The organism is Frigidibacter sp. ROC022, from assembly GCF_024723735.1.
GTDB lineage: Bacteria > Pseudomonadota > Alphaproteobacteria > Rhodobacterales > Rhodobacteraceae > SLM-1.
The window spans coordinates 582342-608327 of record NZ_JANQDU010000001.1 but is presented as its reverse complement, the minus strand read 5'-3'; the positions used below and the strand labels follow the sequence as shown (position 1 = coordinate 608327).

The following is a 25986-nucleotide window of genomic DNA, read 5'->3' as shown; positions in this document are numbered from 1 at the left end:
GGGCGCGCGCCGGGCGCGCCTTGTCCGCTAGCGTTGCTGGAGCAGATCGCCGGCGTTCAGACGGCCCAGCGAGCCGAACAGCTGCCGCAGGAAGCTGACACCCTTGACGTTGTCATCGGTCACCCGCCGCGACAGGGCGATGACCCGACCCTTCTCGAGCCCGAAGCGCTCGATATTCTCCACCACGCCCTTGTCGTCGAACGAGATCGCCACGACCTGGCGGTCGATCTCCTTCGGGGCGCGATAGGCGTAATGTTCGTAGCGGGACTGAACGTAATACCAGCCGCCATCGGCCAGCAGTCCCGAGGTTCCCGGGGCGCCGATCGCCTGGCTGACGGTCTCGCGAGTATCGGTGCCGACGGTGATCTGCGCCAGATCATCATCCGACGGCGCCCAGCCGTGATTGCGATAGGTGGCGGTACAAGCGGCCAGTGACAGCAGCAGGAGCGCGGCCAAGCCGAGCCGCAGTCTGCGCGAAATTGCGGTCATCCCGCCCCCTTGCCGTTTGCCCCTTGCCTTCAGAGTGGATTACATAAGCTTCGCTGGTTGTTCAAGAATGGTATGCAGATGGCCGACTCCAATCCTGACCCCGACACCGCGCCGACACGGCTGCGGATCGGCGACCTGCCCAGCCGCAAGGCAACCCGCTTCACCCTGGAGCCGGACAGCGAAACCCGTGCAGAGCTGGCCAAAACGCTGAACCTGCTGGCCCTGCGCAAGCTGAAGCTGACCGGCGAGATCGTGCCGAAGGGCCGCGGCGACTGGTTTCTGACCGCCAAGCTGGGTGCCACGGTTGTGCAGCCCTGCAGCATCACCCTGGAACCTGTGACGACCCGAATCGATACCGGGTTGACGCGACAATACCTGGCCGACTGGGTGGAACCCGAGGGCGACGAGGTCGAGGCGCCCGAGGATGACAGCCAGGAAGCGGTACCCGAAGTGCTCGACCTGATGGCGCTGCTGACCGAGGAACTGGGGCTGGCGCTGCCGCTCTACCCGCGCGCGCCGGGCGCCGAACTGGGCCAGGCGGTGTTTGCCGGTCCCGGGACCGCGCCGATGACCGACGAGGCCGCCCGGCCCTTTGCCGCCCTGGAGGGGCTGCGAAACCGGCTGACGGGCGACACCGACTCGGAGGACGATCCGGACTGACCGCGGCCTGCCGAAGCGGTCCCGGGGCGGCGACTCGCAGGGCGGATGCGTGGCCCGGCAGCGGCACCGCGGAAAAACCCCTTGCACATTGCCGCAATCTTTCTATTTTCCGCGCTTCCCTAGCCCGAGACGGGTTGGCAGAGTGCCAGCATCGGCGTAAGACGGCGGGAACGTATGCGAAATTCCAGCGGGTTGGCCGAAGCGGCCCGCCTATGCACCAGAGGTTGAGACATGGCTGTCCCCCAGAACAGGATTACCCGCTCGAAGCGGAACATGCGCCGCGCGCACGATTCGCTGGTTGCCGGCAATCCCGCCGAATGCCCGAACTGCGGCGAACTGAAGCGCCCGCACCACGTCTGCGGCGCCTGCGGCCACTATGACGACCGCGAAGTCGTCGCCCAGGTTGCCGAGATCGATCTTGACGAGGAAGACGCGGCGTAAGCCGTCCGCTTCCGCCCGGCATGGCGACGGCACCGTCAGACACGAATACGTCGGGTGCGGGAAGCCCCCAGACTGCGATTGACCAGACTGTGGTCGAGCGGACTCTGGCACCTGCTGCGCGTGGGCGGGAGCCCAGTGTCATTTCGGTCGATGCCATGGGTGGCGATCTGGGGCCCGCCGCGGTTGTCGGCGGGGTCGCCCGCGCCGCCAAGGATCACCCGGACGTCCGCTTTCTGCTGTTCGGCCACGAGGACGAACTGTCCCGCCTGATCCAGCGCCGCGGTCTGGCCGACCGGGTCGAGATCCGGCACGCCGCCGACGTCATCACCATGGATGTCAAGCCCAGCCACGCCATGCGGCGCGGCAAGGGGTCCTCGATGTGGGCGGCGATCGATGCCGTGGCCCAGCACGAGGCCGGGGTCTGCGTGTCCTGCGGCAATACCGGGGCGCTGATGGCGGTCTCGATGCTGCAACTGCGCAAGATCGCCGGGGTTCACCGCCCGGCCATCGCCTGTCTCTGGCCCTGCCGCAATCCGCATGGCTTCAACGTCATGCTGGATGCCGGGGCCGATATTTCCGCCGACGAGACCGACCTGTTCCAATATGCGCTGATGGGCGTCAGCTATGCCCGCAACGGGCTCGGCATCCTCAAGCCGCGCGTCGGGCTGCTGAATGTCGGCACCGAGGAGCACAAGGGCCGGTCCGAGCTGAAACTGGCACACGAGGCGATCGGCGCGGCGACGGACTCGGCCGATTTCGAATACATCGGCTTTGTCGAGGGCCGCGACCTGCCCTCGTCCCGGGTCGACGTGATCGTCACCGACGGCTTCACCGGCAATGTCGCACTGAAGACGGCCGAGGGCACCGCCGGGCTGTTCCGCGATTTCCTGACCCAGGCCTTCAAGGCCACCCCGCTCAGCCGAATCGCGGCGCTGCTGGCGCTGACCTCACTGAAGCGGCTGCAAAGGCGCATCGACCCGCGCCGGGTCAACGGCGGCGTCTTTCTGGGGCTGAACGGCACCGTGGTGAAGAGCCACGGCGGCGCCGATGCCACCGGAGTCGCGGCAGCCATCGACCTGGCGATCAAGCTGGACCAGTCCGGCTTCAACGAAAGGCTGGCCGCACGGGTTGCATCGCACCTGCCGGATCGCCAAGCTTCCCCGCAGGGGTCAGGGACCGAGTCCGGCGATTCGAATGCGCCGGACCGGAAGACACAAGGGCCGGAACCGGGGGAACCTTCCCCGTCAGGGCGGCAATCGGGGGGCGAGGCAGCTCAATGACGATACGCGCCGTGCTGCGCGGCACCGGGCATTATCTGCCCGCCCGCATTGTTCCCAACAGCGAATTCGAGGCCACGCTGGACACCAGCGACGAATGGATCGTGACCCGCACCGGCATCCAGCGCCGGCACTTCGCCGCCGAGGGCGAGACCACCTCGATGATGGCGGCCCATGCCGCCCGCGCCGCCATTGCCGATGCCGGGCTGACCGCCGACGACATCGACGGGATCATCCTCGCCACCTCGACCGCCGATCTCACCTTCCCCTCGGTCGCCACGATGGTGCAGGCCGAACTGGGGATGGACCACGGTTTCGGCTTTGACGTCCAGGCCGTCTGCGCCGGGTTCATCTTCGCGCTCGCCAATGCCAATGCGATGATCCAGACCGGACAGGCCAGGCGCCTGCTGGTGATCGGCGCCGAGACCTTCAGCCGAATACTCGATTTCGAGGATCGCAGCACCTGCGTGCTGTTCGGTGACGGTGCCGGGGCGATGGTGCTGGAGGCGCAGCAGGGCGACGGAAGCTCGGCCGACCGCGGCATCCTCTCGACCGATCTGCATACCGACGGGCGCTACCGCGAGATGCTCTATGTCGATGGCGGCATCTCGACGACCGGCACGGCTGGCAAATTGCGAATGCAGGGCAACCCGCTGTTCCGCCAGGCGGTCGAGAAACTGGTCTCGACGGCCGACGCGGCGCTGAGCAAGGTCGGGCTGGGTCATGACGATGTGGACTGGATCGTGCCCCACCAGGCCAATCTGCGGATCATCACGGCCACCGCGCAACGTCTTGGCGTGCCTATGGAAAAGGTCGTCGTCACGGTGCAGGACCACGGCAATACCTCGGCGGCCTCGATTCCTCTGGCCCTGTCGGTCGGTCGCGCCGATGGCCGGCTGAAACCCGGACAATTGGTTGTCACCGAGGCGATTGGTGGCGGGCTTGCCTGGGGGTCGGTCGTAATCCGCCTGTAGCAGCCCATTAAAGTTGCATCCCAAGCCATTGATATTGACTCGGAAATTGCCGCCCCATTAAGGTCGCATGTAACCACTTTGGGGGGACGGGCAATGGCCGGCAAGACCTTGACGCGAATGGACCTTAGCGAAGCGGTGTTCCGAGAAGTCGGGCTGTCGCGCAACGAATCCGCGCAATTGGTCGAACAGGTGCTGGGTGCGATCTCGTCCTCTCTGGCCGCCGGCGAGACGGTGAAGATCTCGTCCTTCGGCACGTTTTCCGTGCGCGACAAGGCGCAGCGGGTCGGCCGCAATCCGAAGACCGGGGAAGAGGTCCCGATCCTGCCGCGCCGGGTGTTGTCCTTCCGTCCTTCCCATCTGATGAAGGAACGCGTGGCCGACGGAAACCGGAAATAGACCGGGCCGGCGGAGGCGGGCGAATCGATGGCAATCCAGAAATCCAGGGACGCGTTCCGCACCATCTCCGAGGTGGCCGAAACGCTGGACGTACCGGCGCATGTGCTGCGTTTCTGGGAAAGCCGCTTTACCCAGGTGAAGCCGGTCAAGCGGGCCGGCGGGCGGCGCTATTACCGGCGCAGCGACATTGCCCTGCTGGACGGAATCCGCAAGCTTCTGCATGACGACGGCCTGACCATTCGCGGCGTGCAGAAGATGCTGCGCGAAGAGGGGGTGCGGGCGGTGGCGGCACAGGGCCGGCACAACGACGACGACACCGCCGCAACCGGCGACACCGTCGAGGCGACCCCGGTGGCAGAACCACCCGCAACCGCCGATGCCCCGATGGCCGAGGATGTTCCGACCGCCCCCGAAAGCTCGCGCGTTCTGCCCTTCACCCGACCCGCCGGCGAAGCGCCCACGGCCCGGGAAGAGCCCGGGGCCGCAACACCGGAGGCCGCCGACCACGTGGCCGGGGAAGCGTCTGCCGGCGCCGCGCCCGAGACCGAGGCGACCGAGGACTCCGACGCCGCGCCGGTGGCCGCCGCGCCGGAGGGGCGCCTGCATCTGGGCCTGAACGAAACCGAAGACGCCGGCGCGCCGCCTGTCGAAGCCGTCGGCGACACCCCGGCCATGGCCGGGGACGATCCTGCGACGACGGCCCCGGAAACGCCCGACACCACCGCGGCCGAGGCAACGGCGCCTGCCGAAGTGGCCTCGCCTGCCCCGCCGACCGCCGAGCCGCCGGCCGAGGAACCCCCGGCCGAAGTCCCCGCGACCGACGGCAGCGCCCCGATCCGCGCCATTCCCGCGACGCCGGACCTGCTGCCCGATCCGGAAGACGACGATCCGGCCTTTGCCATGCCCGGCCTGAACATCCGGGCGATCAAGGCCGATCCCGAGGTGCTGCGCCCGCTCTACGACCGGCTGGTCGAGGTGCGGCGCAATCTGGGCGACACGAAACGGCGCGGCCCCTCGGCGTGAACCCGGCCCGGAGAACGTCCTGCCCGCGCATGGTTGACGGCTTTGGGGGCCGTGATCCGGCCATCCCGTATCCGCTCGACGTCATTCCCTTGGCCCGTGCCCCGATTTGCGCCTTGCCACGCCCGCGAATTCGGGTATCTATGCGCCGCGTCGGGCCATGGCGCAGCCTGGTTAGCGCGTCTGTCTGGGGGACAGAAGGTCGTGAGTTCGAATCTCGCTGGCCCGACCAAACCGCCCACTGCCCCCGATCGGGGCTTGGCGGAAACTGACAAGGGGGAAGGCGATGCCGGGTGTCCTGCCGGATAGTGCGCTCAGGCGCCTGATCGCCGAGGGCGCCATTGCCGCCGATCCCGCCGTCTCCGATGCACAGGTGCAACCGGCCTCGCTCGACCTTCGGCTCGGGCCAAGGGCCTATCGCATCCGCGCCTCGTTCCTGGCCGGCTCCGGGCAGAGCGTGGCCAGGCGGCTGGCGGATTTCCAGATGCACGAGATGGACCTGACCCCCGGCGCGGTGCTGGAAAAGGGCTGCGTCTACCTGGTGCCGCTGATCGAGCATCTGGACCTGCCGCCCGATGTCCAGGGCGTCGCAAATGCAAAAAGCTCGACCGGCCGGCTCGACCTGCTGACCCGCACGATCACCGATGGCGGCACCGAGTTCGACCGGATCGCCCCCGGCTACCGGGGCCCGCTCTATGCCGAGATCTGCCCGCGCTCCTTCTCGGTGCTGGTCCGGCCCGGGATGCGGTTGAACCAGCTCAGGCTGCGCAACGGGGCGGCACAGCTGGACGATGCCGAACTGGCGGCGCTGCACCGGGCCAGCCCTCTGGTCGATGGCACCCCGGTGATTTCCGGCGGCCTGGGCTTTTCGGTCGATCTGCGGCTGCCCGAGACCGATCTGGTCGGCTTCCGGGCCAAGCCGCATACCGGGCTGATCGACCTCGACAAGATCGGCCATTACGACCCGGCCGAGTTCTGGGAAGAGGTCCGCAGCAGCCAGGGCCGGATCATCCTTGACCCCGGCGCCTTCTACATCCTTGTCAGCCGCGAGGCGGTGACGGTGCCGCCCGGCCATGCCGCCGAGATGGCGCCCTATCTGGCGATGGTCGGGGAATTCCGCGTCCACTACGCGGGGTTCTTCGATCCGGGATTCGGCCATGCCGAGGCCGGCGGCGCCGGATCACGCGGGGTTCTGGAGGTGCGTTGCCACGAGGCGCCCTTCGCGCTGGAGCATGGCCAGGTCGTCGGGCGGCTGGTCTACGAGCGGATGACCGCCCCGCCCGACCGCCTCTATGGCGCCGGGCTGGCCTCGAACTACCAAGGCCAGGGGCTGAAACTCTCCAAGCATTTCCGGAGCTGAGCCGGCCGGTCCGGGGCCGGACGCGCCTGCGGTTCAGACCGGCACGTCATCCCAGAGATCGCCTTCATCATCCACCGCCTTCGCGGGCTTCTCGCCCGTGAGAGCGGCCTTGCGTTCGGCCTCTGCCGCCTTGCGCAGGGCTTCCTCGCGATCCTCTTCCGACTGCTGCGCCGGAGCCGGCTGCTTCTTCCGCCCGCTCATGACTCGGCCTCGCGGGCGCAGTCGCGGCAGAGCGGCGTCGCCGGAAGCGCCGACAGGCGGTCCTCGCTGATCGCCTCGCCGCAGCGCAGGCAGATGCCGTATGTGCCCTTCTCGATCCGGTCCAGCGCCGCGCGGATCAGGCCGATCTCGCGCTGTCCGGCCCCGCCCAGGGCTTCGAGCACCTCGTCGCTTTCGCGTTCGGTGGCCTGGTCCTCCCAGTCCGGGTCGGCATGGCTGACCAGCTCACGCTCGATCCCGTCCAGCCGCACCCCCAGTTCGTTCAATCGTCGCAGCAATTGCCGCTTGTAGCTCACGGTCCGTTCCATCGCCGTTACTCCTTGCCGATCCTTCGGGTTGCCCGACAGACTGGCCGCGGGCGCCGGGCGCCGCCTTGACATGAATCAACAGACCCGCCGCGGCATCGGTTCCCGCCTTGAATGCCCCCCCGTGGCCGCTATGATCGGCGCCAATCCGCCATCGGCCGGCCAAAGGGCCGGCCCGGCGCCCCAGGAATCAGGACTCCCGACCCCATGGAAATCCGCGAACTCGTCCCCGGCTATGCCGTCGCCCCCCAGATCGAAGCCTCTGACATGGCAGAAGTGGCCGCCGCCGGTTTCGGTACCGTGATCTGCAACCGGCCCGACGCCGAGAACCCGGCCGAGCGGGCCTCGGACAGGATGCGGGCCGCCGCCGAGGAACACGGGCTGGTCTTCATCTTCAACCCGGTGATGCCGGGGCAGATCACCTCCGAGAACATCACCCTGCAAGGCCAGGCCCTGAGCGACGCCGACAAGCCGGTCTTCGCCTATTGCGCCTCGGGCAACCGGTCTTCGGTGGTCTGGGCCCTGTCGCAGGCGGCGCTGAAGGAAGCCGACGAACTGATCCGCGCGGCGGCGAAATGGGGCTATCAGCTGGAAGCGCTGCGGCCGCATCTCGAGGCGCTGGCCAGGGGCTGAGCACCGGGCATCCCGCCCGCATCGCAGGACCACGGGCAGCCCCGGTCCGTCAGTCCCCGCCCACCGGCGGCAGCAGCCGCAACGCCCGGTTGCCGTTCACCCGGCCCAGCTTGCCCCGCGCCAGCAGGGCACCGTCGATGTCTTCCAGACGCACAGACAGCAACGACTCGCGGGGCAGCGGCAGCAGCCCCCCCGGCTGCCAGGCCGTCACCTCGTCCAGCGGCAGCGACAGCCGCGCCAGCACCGCCCGCACCTCGGCCTGCGCCGCCATCACCCGGCGCTCCAGATCGCGGGCCAGCCCTTCCGCCGCCGCATCGGGAGCAACCACGGGTCTGGGCGGCGCCAGCGGCAGGGCGATCTGAGCGGTGCCGGAGCGCGCACCATCGCCGAAATCGAAGCCGATCCGGAAGCTCCGCATCGCCACATCCTCGACCACCAGCGGCATCGTCGCCGGATCGGCGATCATCTCTCCGACCCGCCAGCCGGTCACCGCCGCCGCGATCGACAGGGATTCGGCCAAACCGTCGAATTCGGCCAGGGCGGCATCGACGAAAGCCCCGACGATCAGCGCGTCGATCCGGGTCGGGGGCCGGGGCGCACCGGTCGCGCGACCGACCCGGCCCATGGTCTCGCTCTCGATCAGCGCCGCCGTCATTCCGGGATCGACGATCAGCACCCCGGTACCGCCCGAGGCGCGCCGCAGCGTCGTCACCAGCCCGGCCTCGGGCACCGCGCCGGCCAGCCCGGCGACCGTGGACCGTTCGTCCGCGAAACCGACCATCCGCAGCCCGAGGCCCGCAAGTCCGCGCCCGGCGCGGCCAAAGGCCAGTTTCAGGGCGCTTTCGGGGGTGATCCGCGCCGCCGAACTCGCGGCCCGGGACGATCGCGCCTTGCGCCGCAAGATATTTGCCGCCTGATCCGCCATCGCCCGCCTCGTCTTGCACCCATGAGGGTCGGGACCGAGTATCCTCGGGCACGGTTAACCAAGCCCTAATCCGGTCCGCCGCGGTTCAGGCGGCCTCGGCGCGCGCCAGCGGCAGGGTGACCCGGAACGCGGCCCCGCCCTGCCCCGGCAGATAGACGATCTGTCCGCCGAGCTTGAGCATGATCTCGCGGCAGATCGCCAGACCCAGCCCGGCCCCACCGGCCTTGGAGTTGTCGTCGAGCCGGACGAATTTCTCGAAGATCACCGGCTGGGCGCTGATCGGAATCCCCGGCCCGTTGTCGATGAAGTCGATCTGCACCGTGCCCGGCCTCCGGGTGACCGCGATCCGCAGTTCGGGCTGGTCGTTGGTGCAGTATTTCCCCGCATTGGCGATCAGGTTGATGAAGACCTGGGTCAGCCGGTCGGGATCGGTATGCAGCAGAACCGCCTCGTCCCCGTCGTCGCGGTGGATCGCGATCTTCCGGGCCGCGCCGTCCGCCGTCGCCGCATTCACCGCCGCATCAAGCACCGCGCCCAGCTCGGCATCGGCCCAGTTCAGCGTCACCTGGCCGTTCTCCAGCACCGCGAGGTCCAGCAGGTCGTCCAGCAACCGGGTCAGCCGCTGCGTCTCGCCATGGATGATCTCGGCGTAGCGGGCGCGCTCGCCTTCGGCGAGGTCGCCATCGCGGAGGATCTCCGAAAACGCCCGGATCGAGGTCATCGGGGTCCGCAGCTCATGGCTGATCTGGCCCAGGAAGGCGTCCTTCTGCACGCTGAGCGCGGTCAGCTTCTCATTGGCCTCGCGCAGCGCCCGCGCCGTGCGGCCCAGTTCCGCCGACTTGGCTTCGAGCTGGGCGGTCTGGTCGATCAGCTGCTGGGTCTCGTCGGCCACCGCCATCAGATCCTCGACCGAGACCGTCGCATAGCCGCCGATCTGGCCGATCATCGCATGGGCGGTGGCGGCGCCGACCGAGCCGGAGAGCCGCCGTTCCAGCGTTTCGACGAATTCCGGGGTCACATCGGGCAGAAACCCGGCCTTGCCCTGCGCCGCCGCCTCGGCCTGGAACAGCGCCTGCGCCTCGGCCGCGCCCAGCAGCCGCTGCGACATCACCAGCAGGTCTTCCGCCTCGGCGGTGCCGCGCTGAACCCCACGGGCGCCGGCGGCATAGTCAAAGACATTGACGAATTGCGCGCCCTGCAGCCGCTCCATCGGGGTCGGGAAGGACAGCAGCGACCCGCCGATGAAGACCAGCGTATTCATCGACAGGCTCCAGAACAGGGCATGGACCAGAGGGTCCAGCCCGCCGATGCCGAACAGCGCCTCGGGGCGCAGCCAGGAAATGCCCCAGGGTCCCTCCTCCATCAGCCAGCCGGGCATCAGCCCGTCGGCGCCGAAGGACGGCAGGAACAGGCAATAGGCCCAGACCGCAAAGCCGGTCAGCAGCGCCCCCGCCGCGCCGATCCTGGTGGCGCCGCGCCAGAACAGGGCACCGATCAGCGCCGGCAGGATCTGCGCCACCCCGGCAAAGGAGATCAGCCCGATGGCGGCCAGCGCGGTGCCGCCGCCCGAGAGCCGGTAATAGGCATAGCCCAGGGCCAGGATCGCCGCGATCGAGACCCGCCGCGCCCGCAGCACGGTCTTTCGCACATCGCCCGACATCACCGCGCCGCTATGCCGCGCCGCCAGCCAGATCGGCAGGACGATATGGTTCGACACCATGGTGCTCAGCGCCAGCGCCGCCACGATCACCATCGAGGTTGCGCTGGAAAACCCGCCCAGGAAGGACAGCATCGCCAGCCCGCCCCGGTCATAGGCCAGTGGCACGGTCAGCACGAAGAGGTCGGGGTTCGACCCTTCCGGCATCACCTCGAGCCCGATCGCCGCGATCGGCACCACGAAGAGCGACATCAGCAGCACATAGAGCGGGAAGGCCCAGCCCGCGGTGGCCAGGTGCCGCTCGTCGGCATTCTCGACCACCAGCACCTGGAACATCCGCGGCAGGGTCAGGAAGGCCGCCCCGGCCAGAAAGGTCAGCCCGACCCAGCGGGTGCCGTCGGGCCGCCAGTCGGAAATCGGCGAGGCGTCGATCCGCGCCAGCGTGTCGGAAATCCCCCCGGCCGCGCCCCAGACCACGAATCCGCCCACCGCCAGCAGCGCCACCAGCTTGACCACCGCCTCCAGGGCGATGGCGGTGACGACGCCGTGATGCCGCTCGTTGGCGTCCAGATTCCGGGTGCCGAAGAGCACGGTAAAGAAGGCCAGCCCCGCCGCCACCCAGAGCGCGGTCAGATTGGGATCATGCGGCACCCAGGCCGCCTCCACCGGATCGGCGAAGACCGCGATGGACAGCGTCACCGATTGCAGTTGCAGCGCGATGTAGGGGGTCGATCCGATGACCGCCATGAAGGTGACGATCACCCCCAGCAGCGTGGATTTGCCGTAGCGGCTCGAAATCAGGTCGGCGATCGAGGTGATCCGCTGCGCCCGCGCGATCCGCACAAGCTTGCGCACCAGGGCCCACCAGCCGACCATGACCAGGGTCGGCCCGAGATAGATGGTGAGGAATTCCAGCCCCGAGCGGGCGGCATAGCCGACGGCGCCGTAGAAGGTCCATGCGGTGCAGTAGATCGACAGCGACAGCGTGTAGATCAGCGGCGAGCGCAGCCAACCGCCCTGCCCGCGTTCGGCCCGCTTCTCGGCCGCGAAGGCGACCAGGAACAGCAGCGCCACATAGCCCAGACTGACCGCCAGCAAGAGGTTGGAAGACACCATCGGCGCGGCCCTCAGCTCCGGCCCGGCGGGCGCGTCGGCGGTGTCGGCTCGGCATCGGTTGCGGGGTCGGCCTGCAGGGGCTTCGGCGCCGGGTCATTGCCGGCCAGTTCGCTCGCCACCGCGCCAAGCTCCTGGGTCCCGACCGCTCCGGGGCCGCCGCGGGTGGTTTCCTCGACCCGGCGCCCCAGGGCCCGGGACAGGCCGGCCGCACAGCCGACCAGCAGCAGCCAGCAGGCAAAGAGCCAGAGCCCGCCACCGCTTGTCGAATGCCCCTCTCCGCCCAGCAGCGGCGCCATGAACAGAACCGCGCCCAGGGCCGGCAGAATCCGCGCCGCATCGCCCAGGCGGCGGCGGCGATAGCTCTGTCGGGCCAGAAAGAGCGGCCCCGCCTGGCGTGTCATGGCTGATCCGGCTCCCGCGCCGCATTCGCCCCCTCGGACGGTCCGGCCAGTTCCCGCACGGCGGCCAGAATCTCGGCATTGGCGAAGGGTTTGGTCATGAAGCGGCTCACCCCGGCCTGCTCGGCCTGCGCCCGGTCGCGCGCCTGCCCCCTTGCGGTCAGCATCATGACCGGCAGGTCCGCCAGTGCCGGATCGGCGCGTAGATCGGCCAGGATGTCGAAACCCGAGCGGTTCGGCAGCATAACGTCGAGGATCACCAGGTCGGGCCGCCGCTCCTGCACCACGGCCACCGCATTGGCGCCATCGGAATGGCTCGAGACCGCCCAGCCATCCCGCGTCAGGATGAACCGGATCGCCTCGATGATGTTCGGCTCGTCCTCGATCAACAGAACCTGCTTGCCCACGCCTCCCCCTCCACAGCCGCCTCCGTTCCGGATCTCGACCGTCTTGCGTGGCTGAAACTATCACCGGCTTTCGGCACCAAGTCAAAACCTTGCGATCTTCGCGGGCCGGCGGGGCCTGACGGTCAGCCCGGCAAGACCGAGGCCTCGCGCCGCGCGGCGCATGTCGGGCGCGGGCAGACCCGGCAGGTGGTGCCCACCGGTGCAGCGGCCGCAGTCTCGTCGCCCCGGGCCGGGCGCAACAGCATCGCCGCGACAAAGACCGGCGCGGCGCCCGGGTCGCCGGCACCGGCCGCCGCCGGCTCGGCCAGGGTCCAGGCCCGGAACCGGTGCGGCAGGCGGCTGGCCTGTTCGATCACCCCGCTCCAGGGCTGCATCGGCCGCGACAGGGCCTGGAACAGCGGCCAGAGCGGACAGGCCGCGCCCAGCCTCGGCATCTGGAATCCTTCGGGCGGGCGGCGAAAGGTGATCGCCCCGGCGGCATCGCAGATCACCAGCCCGTAGCCGCCGGGATTGCCCGGCAACCCGACCAGCCGCCGGAACACCGCGACCAGCGACACCCCGAAGCGCCGCGCCATCTCGCCCGGCTCGGCGCCCGCCTCGACCAGGGACAGCATATCGGCCAGCGGCATCGCCAGCGCATCCCGCCGGGCCTGCGCCAGATGCGACTCGGCCAGCACCCGCGCCTCGCCCTCGTCCGGCAATTGCGGGTCCGGCAGCGACTCGGCCCCCGGCTCGGCCTCGGCCAGAAAACCGCCGCGCGCTTCGAGCCAGGCTTCGAAAGCCTCCTGCGGCGAGGCCGCACCCGCCGCCGCCGCGCCCTCCGGGCCGGCGCCTTCGCCGTCGAGATAGGCCACCAGCGCCTGGGCCGAAGCCGCCAGCCGGGCGCCGTCCTCGTTCAGGTTGCGGTGGAACCGGTCCAGCCAGTCGCGGTCGAGATCGCCGGTCTCGGCCAGGATAGAGGCCGTGGAGCGGATCGCGGTCACGGTCGACAGAACCTCGTGCAGCGCCGCCGCCAGCCGCGGGTCATGGGTCAGCCGGTCCGAGAGCGCCTCGATGGCCTGTTCCAGCGAGCGGATGCGCCGGTGCTGGGTCGCGACCAGTTCGGCCCAGCCGGGAAATCGGGCGGCGAAATCCGCGGCCCGGGCCGCTTCGAGCTCGATGTCCACCCTTCCGCCACGCTCGGCCCCGGCATCCAGGCTGGTGCCGTTCAGCGCCGCGCCCAGTTCCGCCACCAACCCGGCCTCGGCGCCCTCGGTCAGCGCCGAGGGCTCGACCTTCAGCGCCCGCGCCAGCGCCACCAGCAGCCGGCCGCCGATTCTGCGCCGCTCGTGCTCGATGAGGTTCAGATAGGGCGCCGAAATCCCGACCTCGGCCGCCAAGGCCGCCTGAGTCACGCCCAGATCCGCCCGCCGGGCCCGGATCCGCCCCCCCATTCCACGCCTGTCCGCCATCGCCAAACCCCGCGTTTCGCTCACTTCTCTGCGCGCGCAAGAAAATTGCTTTACAGTTTCTGCGCTTGCACTGTCATAATATTTACAGAAAAATTGTTGCGACAAAAGAGCTTATTGCGATCTTATCCAACCACACGATAGTCTCACTACATCCTGTTAACAGGACTTGCCGGATTCCGGGTACTGAGGAGCGCCCGACCGGCAACCAACCGAAAAGGGAGGAGCTAATGACGCGAGGCAATCTCACACGTCGTGGCCTGCTGCGCACCGGTGCTGTCGTCACCGGGGCGGGACTGGCATTGCCGACCATCTTTACGTCGAGGGCCTCGGCCTTCACCAACGACCCCACGGGCGATACCGTCACCCTGGGCTTCAACGTGCCCCAGACCGGGCCCTACGCCGATGAAGGCGCCGACGAACTGCGGGCCTTCCAGCTCGCCGTCGAGCACCTGAACGGCGAAGGCGATGGCGGGATGCTCAACACCTTCTCGTCGAAGGCGCTTCAGGGCAACGGGATCCGGGGCAAGAAGGTGGCCTACGTCACCGGCGACACCCAGACCAAGTCCGATGCGGCACGGGCCTCGGCCCAGTCGATGATCCAGAAGGACGGCGCGATCATGATTTCGGGCGGTTCCTCGTCCGGCGTCGCCGTGGCCGTGCAGGGTCTCTGCCAGGAAGCCGGCGTGATCTTCATGGCCGGCCTGACCCACTCGAACGACACCACGGGCAAGGACAAGAAGGCCAACGGTTTCCGGCACTTCTTCAACGCCTACATGTCGGGCGCCGCGCTGGCACCGGTGCTGGCCAAGAACTACGGCACCGACCGCCGGGCCTATCACCTGACCGCCGACTACACCTGGGGCTGGACCCAGCAGGAGTCGATCCAGGCCGCCACCGAGGCCCTGGGCTGGACCACCGTCAACAACGTGCTGACGCCTTTGGCCGAAACCGACTTCTCGGCCTATATCACCCCGGTTCTGCAGTCCGGCGCGGATGTGCTGGTGCTGAACCACTACGGCGGAAACATGGTCAACTCGCTGACCCAGGCGGTCCAGTTCGGGCTGCGTGACAAGGTCGTCAACGGCAAGAACTTCGAAATCGTCGTTCCGCTCTACTCGGAGCTGATGGCGAAAGGCGCCGGAGACAACATCAAGGGCATCTTCGGCTCGACCAACTGGTCGTGGACGCTCCAGGATGAAGGCACCAAGGCTTTCGTGAAGTCCTTCGGCACCAAATACGGCTTCCCGCCGTCGAACGCAGCGCAGACCTGCTACGCGCAGACCCTGCTCTACGCCGACGCCGTGGAACGTGCGGGCTCGTTTGCGCCCTGCGACGTCGGCGCGGCCCTGGAAGGGTTCGAGTTCGACGGGCTGGGCAACGGTCCGACGCTCTACCGTGCCGCCGACCACCAGTGCTTCAAGGACGTGCTGGTCATGAAGGGCAAGGAAGACCCGGCCAACGAATTCGACAATCTGGAGCTGGTGGAAGTCACCCCCCGCGCCCAGGTCGAATACGCACCGGATCACCCGATGTTCGCCGGTGGCGAACTCGGCGCCTGCAACAACGGCGCCTGATCCGGGTCAGCTGATCCTCGGCCGCGCTCTCATCCCCGAGGGCGCGGCCGATACCGGTTTCAGCGACAGCCTGGGTTCCGACACTGGCCCGCAGATGCGGGTCCTCCGACGCATTATCCGCAGGGTGGGACGATGGACGCCATAATTCTTCAGATCCTCAACGGTCTGGACAAGGGTTCGGCCTATGCGCTTATCGCGCTTGGCCTGACGCTGATCTTCGGCACATTGGGTGTCGTAAACTTCGCGCATGGCGCCCTGTTCATGATCGGCGCCTTCTGTGCCGTGACCCTGAACCGCCTGTTCAGTCTCAGCTTCGAGGTGGTCGATCCGACCAAGCTCGACTTCCTGGGCAATCCGGCCAAGATTAAGACGGCCTATGTCGAGGCCTGGTTCGGCCAGGATTTCGGCGCCGCGATCATCGACTGGTCGGTGCCGCTGGCGATCCTGTTCTCGATCCCGGTCATGCTGGCGATCGGCTTTGCCATGGAGCGCGGGCTGATCAAGCATTTCTACAAGCGCCCCCATGCCGACCAGATCCTGGTGACCTTCGGCCTGGCCATCGTGCTGCAGGAGATCATCAAGTATTTCTACGGCGCCAACCCGATCCCGACCCCGGCACCCAGTGCCTTCACCGGCTCGTTCGATTTCGGCGCGATGCTGGGCTTCGATGTCGGGCAGATCATCTATCCCTACTGGCGCATGGTCTATTTCGCCTTCAGCCTTGTCGTGATCGGCGCCGTCTTCGCCTTCCTGCGCTTCACCACCTTCGGCATGGTGGTCCGCGCCGGCATGGCCGACCGCGAGACCGTCGGCCTGCTGGGCATCAACATCGACCGCCGCTTCACCATCATGTTCGGCATTGCCGCCTCGGTCGCCGGGATGGCGGGCGTCATGTACGCCCCGATCAACTCGCCCAACTACCACATGGGCATGGACTTCCTGGTTCTCAGCTTCGTCGTCGTCGTCGTCGGCGGCATGGGGTCGCTTGCCGGGGCAGTTCTTGCCGGTTTCCTGCTGGGCATCCTGCAAAGCTTCGCCTCGATGAACGAGATCAAGTCCCTGCTGCCGGGGATCGACCAGATCATCATCTACCTCATTGCCATTGTGATCCTTCTGACCCGTCCGCGCGGTCTGATGGGGCGCAAGGGCGTGATGGAGGACTAGACCATGCTCGGCCTTGACCGCAAAGACTTCACCCTTGTCCTGATCATCGCCCTGGTGGCGCTGCTGGCCCCCTTCCTGCTGAACTTCTGGCCCACCGAATCGGGCATGGCACAGTTCAACGCGGGCTATCCGGCGCTGATGCAGCGTTTCGCGATCTACGGGATCTTCGCCATCGGCTTCAACATCCTGTTCGGGCTGACCGGCTATCTCAGCTTCGGCCATGCCGCCTTTCTCGGGGTCGGCAGCTATTCGGCCGTCTGGATGTTCAAGCTGCTCAGCATGAACGTCCTGCCCGGCATCTTCCTGGCGATCATCGTCTCGGGGCTGTTCGCCCTGGTGATCGGCTATGTCTCTCTGCGCCGGTCGGGGATCTATTTCTCGATCCTGACCCTGGCCTTCGCGCAGATGTCGTTCAACCTCGCCTATTCGGTGCTGACCCCGCTGACCAACGGCGAGACCGGGTTGCAGACCACGCTGAACGATCCGCGGATCCTCGGCGCCTCGCGCACCGCAGAGGGCGGCATCCCGGTGCCGAGCCTTTTCGGGCTCGAAATGAACGCCACCTCGATCTGGAAGATCGGCGGCTGGGAGTTCCAGTTCAACGTCGGCTACTACTTCGCCGCGGCGCTGATGGTGCTGACCTTCTACCTGTCGATCCGGCTGTTCCGCTCGCCTTTCGGGCTGATGCTGCGGGCGATCAAGACCAACCAGACGCGGATGAGCTACACCGGTCTCTCGTCGCGGCCCTACACGCTGGCGGCCTTCGTCATCTCGGGCATGTATGCCGGGCTTGCTGGCGCGCTGCTGGCCTGCATGGACCCGCTGGCCGGGGCCGAGCGGATGCAATGGACCGCCAGCGGCGAGGTCGTCATCATGTCGATCCTCGGCGGTGCCGGCACCCTGCTGGGGCCGATCCTGGGCGCCGGCGTGATCAAGTACCTCGAGAACATCTTCTCGAAGATCAACGAGGGCGTGCTGCATGGCTGGTTCGACTTCCTTCCCGAGGTGGTCAAGGAACCGCTGGTCTGGCTCTTCGCCCGGTTCACCGGCGAAGGCTGGTCGCTGACCCTGGGGCTGATCTTCATGATCGTCGTCATCTTCCTGCCCGGCGGGCTGATGGAGGGCGCGCGGCGGATCGGGGACCTGTTCCGCAAGCGCGGCAAGCCCTCGGACGACGACAAGGAACACCACCCGAAACCTGCCGCACATGTGGCCGAATAGGAGGCGACGATGGGCATTCTCGAAGTCAAGAACGTCTCGAAGCGCTTCGGCGGCCTGAAGGCCCTGTCGGACGTGAATCTCTCGATTGCCGAAAACACCGTTCACGCGCTGATCGGTCCCAACGGCGCCGGCAAGTCGACCCTGCTCAACGTGCTGGTCGGCAAGCTGATCCCCGACACCGGCTCCGTGACCTTCGAGGGTCAGTCGGTGCTGGGCCGAAAGCCGCACGAGATCAACCAGATGGGAATCTCGCGGGTGTTCCAGACGCCGGAGATCTTCGGCGAGCTGACGGTGATGGAAAACGTCCTGATCCCCTGTTTCGCCAAGCGCGACGGAGCGTTCCGGATGCATGCACTGGAAAGCACCGGGCGCGAGAAGGAGATGGTCGAAAAGGCGGAAGCCATGCTGATCGACGTCAAGATGATCGACAAGCGCGGGATGCATGCCGCCTCGATGTCGCGCGGCGACAAGCGGCGGCTGGAAATGGCGATGTGCCTTGTGCAGGAGCCCAAGCTGCTGCTGCTCGACGAACCCACCGCCGGCATGGCGCGGGCCGACACCAACAACACCATCGACCTGCTGAAAGAAATCAAGTCGAAGCGCCCGATCACCATGGCGATCATCGAGCATGACATGCATGTCGTCTTCAGCCTGGCCGAGCGGATCACCGTCCTGGCGCAGGGCACGCCGCTGGTCGAGGATATCCCCGAGAACATCAAGGGCCATCCCAAGGTGATGGAGGCCTATCTGGGCACGACACATGGGGAGGCCGCCGAATGAACGAACCCTTCAATCCGAATGCCAACCATGCCGAGACCGCCCCGGCCTATCTCTCGGTGTATGACGTCCACGCCTATTACGGCGAAAGCTACATCGTCCAGGGTGTCAGCTTCCGGGTCCACGAGGGCGAGATCCTGGCCCTGCTGGGCCGCAACGGCGCCGGCAAGACCTCGACCCTGCGGTCAATCGCGCGGCTGGCCAGTCCGCAGGTCACCCATGGCGAGATATGGCTGGACCACAAGCCGGTGCACCTGATGAAATCCCACGAGGCCGCGCAGGCGGGCGTGGCGCTGGTCCCCGAGGACCGCCGGATCATTGCCGGTCTGACGGTCGAGGAAAACCTGCAGCTGGCGCAGATCGCCCCTCCGATCGGCTGGTCACTGGAACGGATCTACGAACTCTTCCCGCGGCTGGAAGAACGCCGCAAGCAGGAAGGCACGACCATGTCCGGTGGCGAGCAGCAGATGCTGGCCATCGCCCGGGCCCTGGCCCGCGACATCAAACTTCTGTTGCTGGACGAACCCTACGAGGGACTCGCGCCGGTCATCGTGCAGGAGATTGCCAAGACCTTGAATACGATTCGCGATGAAGGCATTACGACGATCATTGTAGAGCAGAACGCAATTGCTGCGTTGAAACTCGCCGATCGCGCGGTGATCCTTGACACCGGGACCGTTGTTTTCGACGGTTCGGCCAAGGAGGTTCTGGAAAACGAGAAGCTCCGCGCGGAATATCTGGCCATTTGACCAGAGCCAACCAGACCACCAAGACAGGCGCCCAGCTGATGGCGCCGGGGGAATGACATGACCGAGACCATCTACCCGCCTTCGGCGGAATTCGCTGCCCATGCTCATGCCGACAAGGCCCGTTACGAGGAACTCTACGCCGCCTCGATCGCCGACCCTGCCGCCTTCTGGGCGAAAGAGGCCCAACGCCTCGACTGGATGGTGCCCTTCACCAAGGTCAAGAACACCTCGTTCGAGCCCGGCAATATCACGATCAAATGGTTCGAGGACGGCAAGCTGAACGCCGCCGCCAACTGCATCGACCGGCATCTGGCGACCCGCGCCGACCAGACCGCGATCCTGTGGGAGCCGGACGATCCCAAGACCCCGGCCCAGGCGATCAGCTATGCCCAGCTGCACGAACAGGTCGGCCGGATGGCCAATGTGCTGAAGGCGCATGGCGTCGGCCATGGCGACCGGGTCATCATCTACCTGCCGATGATTCCGGAAGCCGCCTATGCAATGCTCGCCTGCGCCCGGATCGGGGCCATCCATTCGGTGGTCTTCGCCGGCTTCTCGCCCGACGCGCTGGCCAACCGGATCAACGACTGCGGCGCCAAGCTGGTCCTCACCGCCGACCACGCCCCGCGCGGCGGCCGCTCGACGCCGCTGAAATCGAACACCGACGCGGCGCTGCTGCACTGCTCGGACCATGTGAAATGCCTGGTGGTCAAGCACACCGGCGAGGAGACCACCTGGGTCGATGGCCGCGATTTCGACCTGCGGGCCGAAATGGCCGCCGCGTCGCCCGATTGCCCGCCGGTTGCCGTGGGGGCCGAGGACCCGCTGTTCATCCTCTATACCTCGGGCTCGACCGGCAAGCCCAAGGGCGTCGTCCACACGACCGGCGGCTATCTGACCTATGCCGCGATCACCCATCAATACACCTTCGACTACCATGACGGCGATGTCTTCTGGTGCACCGCGGATGTCGGCTGGGTCACCGGGCACAGCTACATCGTCTACGGCCCGCTGGCCAATGGCGCCACCACGCTGATGTTCGAAGGCGTGCCGACCTGGCCCGACGCCGGCCGATTCTGGGAAGTCTGCGCCAAGCACAAGGTGAACCAGTTCTACACCGCCCCCACAGCGATCCGCGCCCTGATGGGCCAGGGCAAGGAATGGGTCGAAAAGCACGACCTGTCGTCGCTGAAACTGCTGGGCACGGTGGGCGAGCCGATCAACCCCGAGGCCTGGAACTGGTACAACGACGTGGTCGGCAAGGGCCGGCTGCCGATCGTCGATACCTGGTGGCAGACCGAAACCGGCGGCCACATGCTCACCCCGCTGCCCGGCGCCACGGCGACCAAGCCCGGATCGGCCACCCTGCCCTTCTTCGGCGTGCAGCCGGTGGTGCTGGAGCCAACCACGGGCGAGGAAATCAACGAGACCGAATGCGAGGGCGTGCTGGCCATGAAGGACTCCTGGCCCGGCCAGATGCGCGGCATCTGGGGCGACGAGGAGCGCTTCGAACAGGCCTATTTCTCGGACTACAAGGGCCACTATTTCGCCGGCGACGGCTGCCGCCGCGATGCCGACGGATACTACTGGATCACCGGCCGGGTCGATGACGTGATCAACGTCTCGGGCCACCGGATGGGCACCGCCGAGGTCGAGAGCGCCCTGGTCGCCCATGCCCAGGTCGCCGAGGCCGCCGTGGTCGGCTATCCGCACCCGATCAAGGGTCAGGGCATCTATGCCTATGTGACCCTGATGCACGGGGTCGAACCCAGCGACGAACTGCGCAAGGAACTCGAGAAATGGGTCCGGACCGAGATCGGCCCGATCGCCAAGCCGGACCTGATCCAATGGGCGCCCGGTCTGCCGAAGACCCGCTCGGGCAAGATCATGCGCCGGATCCTGCGCAAGATCGCCGAGAACGACTTCGAGACCCTGGGCGACACCTCGACCCTCGCCGATCCGTCGGTGGTGGACGAGTTGATCGAAAATCGGATGAATCGGGGCTGACCCGGCACCGATCCGGCCCGGCGCCGCACAGGGCGCCGGGCTCCTTGCCGGACGAACCGACGGCCACTTCCCCATACCACAAGCCGCTTCACGGCCACCCCGGCCGGAGGCGAATCGCGTCTGGATGGTAGCGGCGTCCGGGGCGCGCCCTCCCGAAAGCCCCTGAGATCATTGGACACTTCGGGCGGCGAGAATCGGGAAAAACCGCAGGATCGCGGGGTCTCCGCCGCCGTGGATAACCCTCTGGTTGTATTTTTGCCCCACATTTCAAAGCACCCAAAAAGATAAATTTTTCTACTTGAGATTAAGGGCCATCCCGCGCAACCTGCGGATGTGGGGGCCTCAGAAGACAATCATGAGGTCTAAGATGGTTATTACCAAACAAGTGCGTTCCGTTATCCTGGCATCGGTGTTTGTTGCCCCTCTCCCCGCGGTCGCATTGGACCTCGGCGTGGATTTGGGCGTTGCCTCTGTTGGTGTTTCCGTAGGTGGTGGTGGTGCGTCCGTGGATGCGGGCGTCGGTGGTTCGGATGGCGTCCAGGCATCGGTTGATGTCGGAACCGGTGGTGGCTCGGGCGGCGGTGTCGGCGTTGACGTCGGCATCGGCGGTGGTTCGGGTGGCGGCGGTGTCGGCGTTGACGTAGCCGTCGGCGGTGGCTCGGGCGGCGGCGGCACGGATGTCGATGTCGAGGTCGGCACGGGTGGCGGTACGCCGGTCGTGACGCGTCTGCCGACGGACGGTTCCCTGACTTCGGACAGTGAACTGAACAGGCAGAAGCTGGCCGGGATTCGTCACAATCCGATCGGAAAGCTTCTGGTGTCCTCGGATCAGCGGCCTCTGGGCGTCGTGACCGGCATCGAGAAGGATGGCGGCTCCTATATCCTCAGCGTCAATCTGCTTGACGAACTGGGCAGCCATGCGAAATCCGCCAAGATCGTCATGAGCCGGGCGCCGGGAAGCGAAAAGATGATCCGCCTGCGGATGTCGTTCAACGCCTTCCTGCGGCAGTTCTGAGCATCCGCTCGGTTCCCTGACGGAACAACGAAAAGGGCGCGCCCGTCGCAGGGCGCGCCCGAAATCCTTCAGCCCGGTCGGGAATTACATCCCCAGGGCCTTGTCCGAGATCACATGGGTCCAGGCGCCATCGTCGGGCCGCTTGGTGATCGCCGGATTGTCGGGCGAGACCGCCGACAGCAGCGTCGAGACGGTCTGCTCGTAATCCGCCGGGTCCAGCGCCCCGTTCGACCCTGCCGTCAGCTTGGCCACCTCACCCATCATGTAGGTCTGGTGCTCCAGCGTCTGGGCGCCGGTCTCGTCGGAATCGACCACGATCTGCGCCGCTTCCTCGGCATGGGTCTCGGCGTATTTCCAGCCCTTCATCGAAGCCCGCACGAAGCGCACCATCTTGTCCTGGAAGTCCGGGTCCTCCAGGCTGTCCTCCAGCACATAGAGCCCGTCCTCGAGCATGCCCACGCCTTCGTCGAGATAGTTGAAGGTGACAAGCTGATCGGGCGTGATGCCGGCGTCCAGAATCTGGCCGTATTCGTTATAGGTCATGACCGAGATGCAATCGGCCTGCTTCTGCAGCAGCGGATCGACGTTGAAGGCCTGCTTGAGCACCTCGACGCCTTCCGGCTTGCCGGTGGTGGCGACGCCCAGCTTGGCCATCCAGGCATAGAACGGATATTCGTTGCCGTAGAACCAGACCCCCAGCGTGTGGCCGGGGAAGTCCGCCGGGCTTTCGATCCCGGTTTCCTTCAGGCAGGTCAGCTGCAGGCCGCCTTGCTTGAACGGCTGGGCGATGTTGACCAGCGGCAGCCCACGCTCGCGTGCGGCAAGCCCCGCCGCCATCCAGGTCACGATGACATCGGCGCCGCCGCCCGAGATCACCTGCTCGGGCGCAATGTCCGGGCCGCCGGGCTTGATCGTGACGTTCAGGTCTTCCTCGTCGTAGAATCCCTTCTCGAGCGCGACGTAGTAGCCGGCGAACTGCGCCTGCGTGACCCATTTGAGCTGCAGGGTGACATCGTCCGCCGACCAGGCGGGCGCGGCCAGGCCGGCGACGGCGGCCAGCGAAGCGAGTGTTCTGTTGATTCTTGTGGTCATGGTATCCCCTGTTGTTGGCGGTCTGACATGCCGCTTCGGCCCGCCCCTTCCCGGAGCTTGACCTTCTGGTAAAAGATTGCGATGGGCGTGGCGCGAGATCAAGCGATCTTCTTCCACAGGTTCCCGTCGGTGCCGACCTTGAGCATCCGCCGCGAGGGTTTGGCTTCCATCAGCAGCGGTGCCAGCAGATAGGCTGAAACTTTCATCGATTTCTCGACATGGGCCTCGTAACGGCGCTGCAGCGTGTCGTCGATGAAGGGCCGGTAGCTGTAGATCACGTCATAGGGCGAATAGTCGAAGGTCATCGCATCCGCGACCGAGATTTCCTCGGTCAGGCCGAATCCCTTCCGGCCGGCGGCAATCATCGCCTCGGAGATGTCAAAGCCGGTCAGGTCGGCATAATCAATCACCCCGGCATGGCGGATCAGCGCCAGATTGCGGCCGTGCCCGCAGCCGACCTCAAGGAACCGCACCGGCCGGTAGCGGGTGCCGTGGCAAGCATAATCCGGGTCTTCCGCCAGGGCCGCGTCCAGTTGCCTGAGATCGCGCAGCAACCCCGGAACGTTGATCGGCACATAGTCGAAACTGCCCTTCGGCGGCAACTTGGCCTTGTCCATCTCGCCGGTGGCCTCGATCACGTCGCCGGTCAGCCCCTCGATGGTCCGCGCCATCGCCTCTTCGACGAATTTTGCATCGTTCAATTCCCGCAGGATGTCGGTGAAGACCGAGCGGTAGTAGCCGTAGTCGTCCTCGCTTTCCAACATCTAGCAGGCCGCTCCGTGCTGCAGCCGTGTCCCGGTGTTCTGCAAGGACCGACCCGGCCCGCCGGACCGGTGGCGGGGATGGGGTGATGTCAACTCGGGCATGAAAATCTCCTGGGCAAGAGGCGAATGTACCGGCCAAGGCTACAACCGGCACCGATTCGCACAAGCCCAATCGGACCGCCCTAGCCGCGTTGGCTGGGGTGCCAGAAGGTCGCCCAGCGTTCGACCAGCGCCACCAGCCCGTAGAAGACCGAGCCCGCCAGCGCCGCCACCCAGATCTCGGCCCACACCATGTCGGCCCCCAGACGGCCCGCCGCGGTGGTGATGCGGAACCCCATCCCGACGTCCTTGGAGCCGAAATACTCGGCCACGATGGCCCCGATCAGCGCCAGGGTGGTGCCGATCTTGAGGCCGTTGAAGATGAAGGGCATCGCCGCCGGCAGCCGCAGCTTCCACAGCGTCGCGCCCCAGCCTGCGGCATAGGTCCGCATCAGGTCGCGCTGCATCCGGTCGGCCGCAGCCAGGCCCGCCACGGTATTCACCAGGATCGGGAAGAACACCATCGCCACCACGACCGCCGCCTTCGACTGCCAGTCAAAGCCGAACCAGGACACCAGGATCGGCGCGATCCCGACGATCGGCAGCACCGCGACCAGGTTGCCGATCGGCAGCAGCCCCCGGGTCAGGAAGGGCGAGCGATCGATCAGCAGTGCCGCGGCCACCGCCGCCATTGCCCCGATGACCCAACCCGCCAGGGCGCCTTTCAGACCGGTCTGGACGAAATCCAGCCACAGGATCGAGCGGTTGTCGGCAAAGGTCTGCGCAACCTTCGAGGGCGCCGGCAGGATCACCGGCTCGATCCCGAAACCGCGCACCAGCGCCTCCCAGACGAAGACCACGGTCAGACCGAAGATCAGCGGCACCGCGACCCGCGCCATCCGCGCCGGCGCCCGCCGTACCAGAACCCCGTTCAGCCCCCAGGCCAGGGGCCAGATCAGCAGCGCCGCCAGAAGCCAGGTCATGCCCGCACTCCCATCATCCGGCCCAGCAGCCTTTCAAGCAGCCCCACCATCAGGATCAATCCCGCCCCCAGAGCCGAGGCCACGACCAGCGCCGCCCAGATCATCAGCGGCTGGCCGTTCTGGCTGCCGATCAGCAGCCGCGAGCCCAGCCCCTGCACCGCCCCGGTCGGCAGTTCGGCGACGATCACCCCGACCAGGCTGGCGGCCATGGAGATCTTCATCGCGGCAAAGAAATAGGGCAGCGACGCCGGCAACCGCAGCTTGCGGAACACCTGCCCCGGCGCCGCGCCATAGGTGCGCAGCAGGTCCAGCTGCATCGCATCCGGGCTGCGCAGCCCCTTCACCATCGAGACGAAGACCGGGAAGTAGCTGAGATAGGCCGCGATCACCGTCTTCGGGATCAACCGCCCCTCGATGCCGATCCTGCTGGACAGGACCACGATCATCGGTGCCAGCGCCACGATGGGAATGGTCTGGCTGATGATCGCCCAGGGCGTCACCGACAGTTCCATCACCCGGCTGCGCACCACCGCCACCGCCAGTGCGATGCCCAGCAGGGTGCCGGTCAGGAACCCGGTCAGCGTGGCGCCCAGGGTGATGCTCGCCTGATAGACCAGGCTGCGCTTCGACGTCACCTTGGTGTCGATCACCGTCTTCTTCAGTTCGCTCAGCACCTGGTGCGGCGCCGGCAGCTTGGGCCGCCGCTGGGTCATCGTGTCGGCAAGCAGTTCGGACAGCGTCACCTCAGTCCCGGCCCGCTCCGCTTGATCGTAGGTCCATTGCGCGTTCATCACGACCGCGGCCGCATACCAGAGCGCCAGCAGCGCCGCGACGACCGTCAGCACCGGGCCCAGCGACTTCATCGTGTCTCTC

At 67.0% G+C, this 25986-nt stretch carries 27 protein-coding genes and 1 tRNA gene; 16 read left to right on the top strand and 12 right to left on the bottom strand.

From position 1 onward, the window contains the following. Positions 1–27: 27 nt before the first annotated feature. Positions 28–489, bottom strand: coding sequence for an outer membrane protein assembly factor BamE (locus tag NUW50_RS02945; RefSeq protein WP_258287567.1), 462 nt, complete (start codon positions 487–489; stop codon positions 28–30). A 78-nt stretch (positions 490–567) separates the two neighbouring features. Between NUW50_RS02945 and NUW50_RS02940 the strand changes: the two genes are divergently transcribed. The 8 genes from NUW50_RS02940 (at position 568) to NUW50_RS02905 (ending at position 6617) form a co-directional block, all read left to right on the top strand. Next, positions 568–1149, top strand: coding sequence for a YceD family protein (locus tag NUW50_RS02940; protein ID WP_258287566.1), 582 nt, complete (start codon positions 568–570; stop codon positions 1147–1149). 231 nt (positions 1150–1380) lie between these two features. Beyond that, positions 1381–1590, top strand: coding sequence for a 50S ribosomal protein L32 (rpmF, locus tag NUW50_RS02935; RefSeq protein WP_258287565.1), 210 nt, complete (start codon positions 1381–1383; stop codon positions 1588–1590). 20 nt (positions 1591–1610) lie between these two features. Next, positions 1611–2870: a phosphate acyltransferase PlsX gene (gene plsX / locus NUW50_RS02930; protein ID WP_258287564.1), complete on the top strand. Its 1260-nt coding sequence runs from the start codon at positions 1611–1613 to the stop codon at positions 2868–2870. Further along, entirely contained in the window at positions 2867–3841 is a 975-nt protein-coding gene (locus NUW50_RS02925) for a beta-ketoacyl-ACP synthase III (protein WP_258287563.1), read from the top strand. Before plsX ends, NUW50_RS02925 begins: the two co-directional genes overlap by 4 nt. 93 nt (positions 3842–3934) lie before the next feature. Further along, positions 3935–4237, top strand: coding sequence for an integration host factor subunit alpha (gene ihfA, locus NUW50_RS02920; RefSeq protein ID WP_258287562.1), 303 nt, complete (start codon positions 3935–3937; stop codon positions 4235–4237). Positions 4238–4264: 27 nt separating this feature from the next. After that, positions 4265–5260, top strand: coding sequence for a MerR family transcriptional regulator (locus NUW50_RS21350; RefSeq protein ID WP_275981927.1), 996 nt, complete (start codon positions 4265–4267; stop codon positions 5258–5260). A 151-nt stretch (positions 5261–5411) separates the two neighbouring features. Then, positions 5412–5489 (top strand) — tRNA-Pro (locus NUW50_RS02910). A 54-nt stretch (positions 5490–5543) separates the two neighbouring features. Then, complete coding sequence (locus NUW50_RS02905) at positions 5544–6617, top strand: 2'-deoxycytidine 5'-triphosphate deaminase (protein WP_258287561.1); 1074 nt, start codon at positions 5544–5546, stop codon at positions 6615–6617. A gap of 33 nt (positions 6618–6650) precedes the next feature. On the opposite strand, the gene NUW50_RS02900 is transcribed toward NUW50_RS02905, so the two are convergent. After that, positions 6651–6818 carry a hypothetical protein gene (locus tag NUW50_RS02900; RefSeq protein ID WP_258287560.1) on the bottom strand — a complete coding sequence of 56 codons (168 nt, stop codon included), beginning with the start codon at positions 6816–6818 and terminating at the stop codon, positions 6651–6653. Then, on the bottom strand, positions 6815–7144 hold the full coding sequence (locus tag NUW50_RS02895) for a TraR/DksA family transcriptional regulator (protein WP_258287559.1): 330 nt from the start codon (positions 7142–7144) through the stop codon (positions 6815–6817). The genes NUW50_RS02900 and NUW50_RS02895 overlap by 4 nt, the downstream gene beginning before the upstream one ends. Positions 7145–7348: 204 nt before the next feature. Between NUW50_RS02895 and NUW50_RS02890 the strand changes: the two genes are divergently transcribed. Further along, the gene (locus NUW50_RS02890) at positions 7349–7774 is read left to right on the top strand and encodes a TIGR01244 family sulfur transferase (RefSeq protein ID WP_258287558.1); all 426 of its coding nucleotides are present in this window, start codon (positions 7349–7351) and stop codon (positions 7772–7774) included. A gap of 49 nt (positions 7775–7823) precedes the next feature. On the opposite strand, the gene NUW50_RS02885 is transcribed toward NUW50_RS02890, so the two are convergent. The 5 genes from NUW50_RS02885 to NUW50_RS02865 all read right to left on the bottom strand — a co-directional run bounded on the left by NUW50_RS02885 (position 7824) and on the right by NUW50_RS02865 (position 13728). Continuing rightward, positions 7824–8699 carry a FliM/FliN family flagellar motor switch protein gene (locus tag NUW50_RS02885; protein ID WP_258287557.1) on the bottom strand — a complete coding sequence of 292 codons (876 nt, stop codon included), beginning with the start codon at positions 8697–8699 and terminating at the stop codon, positions 7824–7826. Positions 8700–8784: 85 nt separating this feature from the next. Further along, positions 8785–11472, bottom strand: a complete 2688-nt coding sequence (locus tag NUW50_RS02880; RefSeq protein WP_258287556.1) for an ATP-binding protein — start codon at positions 11470–11472, stop codon at positions 8785–8787. An 11-nt stretch (positions 11473–11483) separates the two neighbouring features. After that, positions 11484–11873 (bottom strand): hypothetical protein, encoded by a 390-nt coding sequence (locus NUW50_RS02875; protein ID WP_258287555.1) that lies wholly within the window; start codon positions 11871–11873, stop codon positions 11484–11486. Next, complete coding sequence (locus NUW50_RS02870; RefSeq protein WP_258287554.1) at positions 11870–12277, bottom strand: response regulator transcription factor; 408 nt, start codon at positions 12275–12277, stop codon at positions 11870–11872. The genes NUW50_RS02875 and NUW50_RS02870 overlap by 4 nt, the downstream gene beginning before the upstream one ends. Positions 12278–12399: 122 nt before the next feature. Beyond that, entirely contained in the window at positions 12400–13728 is a 1329-nt protein-coding gene (locus tag NUW50_RS02865; protein ID WP_258287553.1) for a helix-turn-helix domain-containing protein, read from the bottom strand. Positions 13729–13955: 227 nt separating this feature from the next. On the opposite strand from NUW50_RS02865, the gene NUW50_RS02860 reads away from it, so the two are divergent. The 7 genes from NUW50_RS02860 (at position 13956) to NUW50_RS02830 (ending at position 22235) form a co-directional block, all read left to right on the top strand. Continuing rightward, on the top strand, positions 13956–15302 hold the full coding sequence (locus NUW50_RS02860) for a substrate-binding protein (RefSeq protein ID WP_258287552.1): 1347 nt from the start codon (positions 13956–13958) through the stop codon (positions 15300–15302). Between the two features lie 132 nt (positions 15303–15434). Beyond that, entirely contained in the window at positions 15435–16466 is a 1032-nt protein-coding gene (locus tag NUW50_RS02855; protein WP_258287551.1) for a branched-chain amino acid ABC transporter permease, read from the top strand. 3 nt (positions 16467–16469) lie between these two features. Continuing rightward, positions 16470–17687 (top strand): branched-chain amino acid ABC transporter permease, encoded by a 1218-nt coding sequence (locus NUW50_RS02850; protein WP_258287550.1) that lies wholly within the window; start codon positions 16470–16472, stop codon positions 17685–17687. Between the two features lie 9 nt (positions 17688–17696). After that, the gene (locus NUW50_RS02845) at positions 17697–18467 is read left to right on the top strand and encodes an ABC transporter ATP-binding protein (RefSeq protein WP_258287549.1); all 771 of its coding nucleotides are present in this window, start codon (positions 17697–17699) and stop codon (positions 18465–18467) included. Further along, on the top strand, positions 18464–19213 hold the full coding sequence (locus NUW50_RS02840) for an ABC transporter ATP-binding protein (protein ID WP_258287548.1): 750 nt from the start codon (positions 18464–18466) through the stop codon (positions 19211–19213). Before NUW50_RS02845 ends, NUW50_RS02840 begins: the two co-directional genes overlap by 4 nt. Positions 19214–19270: 57 nt before the next feature. Then, positions 19271–21220, top strand: coding sequence for an acetate--CoA ligase (gene acs, locus NUW50_RS02835; protein WP_258287547.1), 1950 nt, complete (start codon positions 19271–19273; stop codon positions 21218–21220). Positions 21221–21587: 367 nt separating this feature from the next. After that, the gene (locus tag NUW50_RS02830) at positions 21588–22235 is read left to right on the top strand and encodes a hypothetical protein (protein WP_258287546.1); all 648 of its coding nucleotides are present in this window, start codon (positions 21588–21590) and stop codon (positions 22233–22235) included. A gap of 84 nt (positions 22236–22319) precedes the next feature. Here NUW50_RS02830 and NUW50_RS02825 read toward each other — a convergent pair whose 3' ends face one another. From NUW50_RS02825 to NUW50_RS02810, 4 genes are all read right to left on the bottom strand, one after another. After that, positions 22320–23327, bottom strand: a complete 1008-nt coding sequence (locus NUW50_RS02825) for an ABC transporter substrate-binding protein (protein ID WP_258287545.1) — start codon at positions 23325–23327, stop codon at positions 22320–22322. Between the two features lie 98 nt (positions 23328–23425). Further along, positions 23426–24091, bottom strand: coding sequence for a class I SAM-dependent methyltransferase (locus NUW50_RS02820; RefSeq protein WP_258287544.1), 666 nt, complete (start codon positions 24089–24091; stop codon positions 23426–23428). Between the two features lie 182 nt (positions 24092–24273). Beyond that, a complete protein-coding gene (locus NUW50_RS02815; RefSeq protein ID WP_258287543.1) occupies positions 24274–25113 on the bottom strand; it encodes an ABC transporter permease in 840 nt (279 codons plus the stop codon). Then, positions 25110–25976, bottom strand: coding sequence for an ABC transporter permease (locus tag NUW50_RS02810; protein WP_258287542.1), 867 nt, complete (start codon positions 25974–25976; stop codon positions 25110–25112). Before NUW50_RS02810 ends, NUW50_RS02815 begins: the two co-directional genes overlap by 4 nt. Positions 25977–25986: the final 10 nt, after the last annotated feature.

Bases quoted from the DNA above. Each gene is read 5' to 3' on its own strand.
- NUW50_RS02860 (WP_258287552.1), top strand. From the start codon at position 13,956: ATGACGCGAGGCAATCTCACACGTCGTGGCCTGCTGCGCACCGGTGCT.
- NUW50_RS02815 (WP_258287543.1), bottom strand. From the start codon at position 25,113: ATGACCTGGCTTCTGGCGGCGCTGCTGATCTGGCCCCTGGCCTGGGGG.
- NUW50_RS02875 (WP_258287555.1), bottom strand. From the start codon at position 11,873: ATGACACGCCAGGCGGGGCCGCTCTTTCTGGCCCGACAGAGCTATCGC.
- NUW50_RS02855 (WP_258287551.1), top strand. From the start codon at position 15,435: ATGGACGCCATAATTCTTCAGATCCTCAACGGTCTGGACAAGGGTTCG.
- NUW50_RS02840 (WP_258287548.1), top strand. From the start codon at position 18,464: ATGAACGAACCCTTCAATCCGAATGCCAACCATGCCGAGACCGCCCCG.
- NUW50_RS02925 (WP_258287563.1), top strand. From the start codon at position 2,867: ATGACGATACGCGCCGTGCTGCGCGGCACCGGGCATTATCTGCCCGCC.
- NUW50_RS02885 (WP_258287557.1), bottom strand. From the start codon at position 8,699: ATGGCGGATCAGGCGGCAAATATCTTGCGGCGCAAGGCGCGATCGTCC.
- NUW50_RS02900 (WP_258287560.1), bottom strand. From the start codon at position 6,818: ATGAGCGGGCGGAAGAAGCAGCCGGCTCCGGCGCAGCAGTCGGAAGAG.
- NUW50_RS02845 (WP_258287549.1), top strand. From the start codon at position 17,697: ATGGGCATTCTCGAAGTCAAGAACGTCTCGAAGCGCTTCGGCGGCCTG.
- NUW50_RS02905 (WP_258287561.1), top strand. From the start codon at position 5,544: ATGCCGGGTGTCCTGCCGGATAGTGCGCTCAGGCGCCTGATCGCCGAG.
- rpmF (WP_258287565.1), top strand. From the start codon at position 1,381: ATGGCTGTCCCCCAGAACAGGATTACCCGCTCGAAGCGGAACATGCGC.
- NUW50_RS02830 (WP_258287546.1), top strand. From the start codon at position 21,588: ATGGTTATTACCAAACAAGTGCGTTCCGTTATCCTGGCATCGGTGTTT.
- NUW50_RS02895 (WP_258287559.1), bottom strand. From the start codon at position 7,144: ATGGAACGGACCGTGAGCTACAAGCGGCAATTGCTGCGACGATTGAAC.
- NUW50_RS21350 (WP_275981927.1), top strand. From the start codon at position 4,265: ATGGCAATCCAGAAATCCAGGGACGCGTTCCGCACCATCTCCGAGGTG.
- NUW50_RS02880 (WP_258287556.1), bottom strand. From the start codon at position 11,472: ATGGTGTCTTCCAACCTCTTGCTGGCGGTCAGTCTGGGCTATGTGGCG.
- NUW50_RS02890 (WP_258287558.1), top strand. From the start codon at position 7,349: ATGGAAATCCGCGAACTCGTCCCCGGCTATGCCGTCGCCCCCCAGATC.
- NUW50_RS02865 (WP_258287553.1), bottom strand. From the start codon at position 13,728: ATGGCGGACAGGCGTGGAATGGGGGGGCGGATCCGGGCCCGGCGGGCG.
- plsX (WP_258287564.1), top strand. From the start codon at position 1,611: ATGGCGACGGCACCGTCAGACACGAATACGTCGGGTGCGGGAAGCCCC.
- NUW50_RS02850 (WP_258287550.1), top strand. From the start codon at position 16,470: ATGCTCGGCCTTGACCGCAAAGACTTCACCCTTGTCCTGATCATCGCC.
- ihfA (WP_258287562.1), top strand. From the start codon at position 3,935: ATGGCCGGCAAGACCTTGACGCGAATGGACCTTAGCGAAGCGGTGTTC.
- acs (WP_258287547.1), top strand. From the start codon at position 19,271: ATGACCGAGACCATCTACCCGCCTTCGGCGGAATTCGCTGCCCATGCT.
- NUW50_RS02810 (WP_258287542.1), bottom strand. From the start codon at position 25,976: ATGAAGTCGCTGGGCCCGGTGCTGACGGTCGTCGCGGCGCTGCTGGCG.
- NUW50_RS02825 (WP_258287545.1), bottom strand. From the start codon at position 23,327: ATGACCACAAGAATCAACAGAACACTCGCTTCGCTGGCCGCCGTCGCC.
- NUW50_RS02945 (WP_258287567.1), bottom strand. From the start codon at position 489: ATGACCGCAATTTCGCGCAGACTGCGGCTCGGCTTGGCCGCGCTCCTG.
- NUW50_RS02820 (WP_258287544.1), bottom strand. From the start codon at position 24,091: ATGTTGGAAAGCGAGGACGACTACGGCTACTACCGCTCGGTCTTCACC.
- NUW50_RS02940 (WP_258287566.1), top strand. From the start codon at position 568: ATGGCCGACTCCAATCCTGACCCCGACACCGCGCCGACACGGCTGCGG.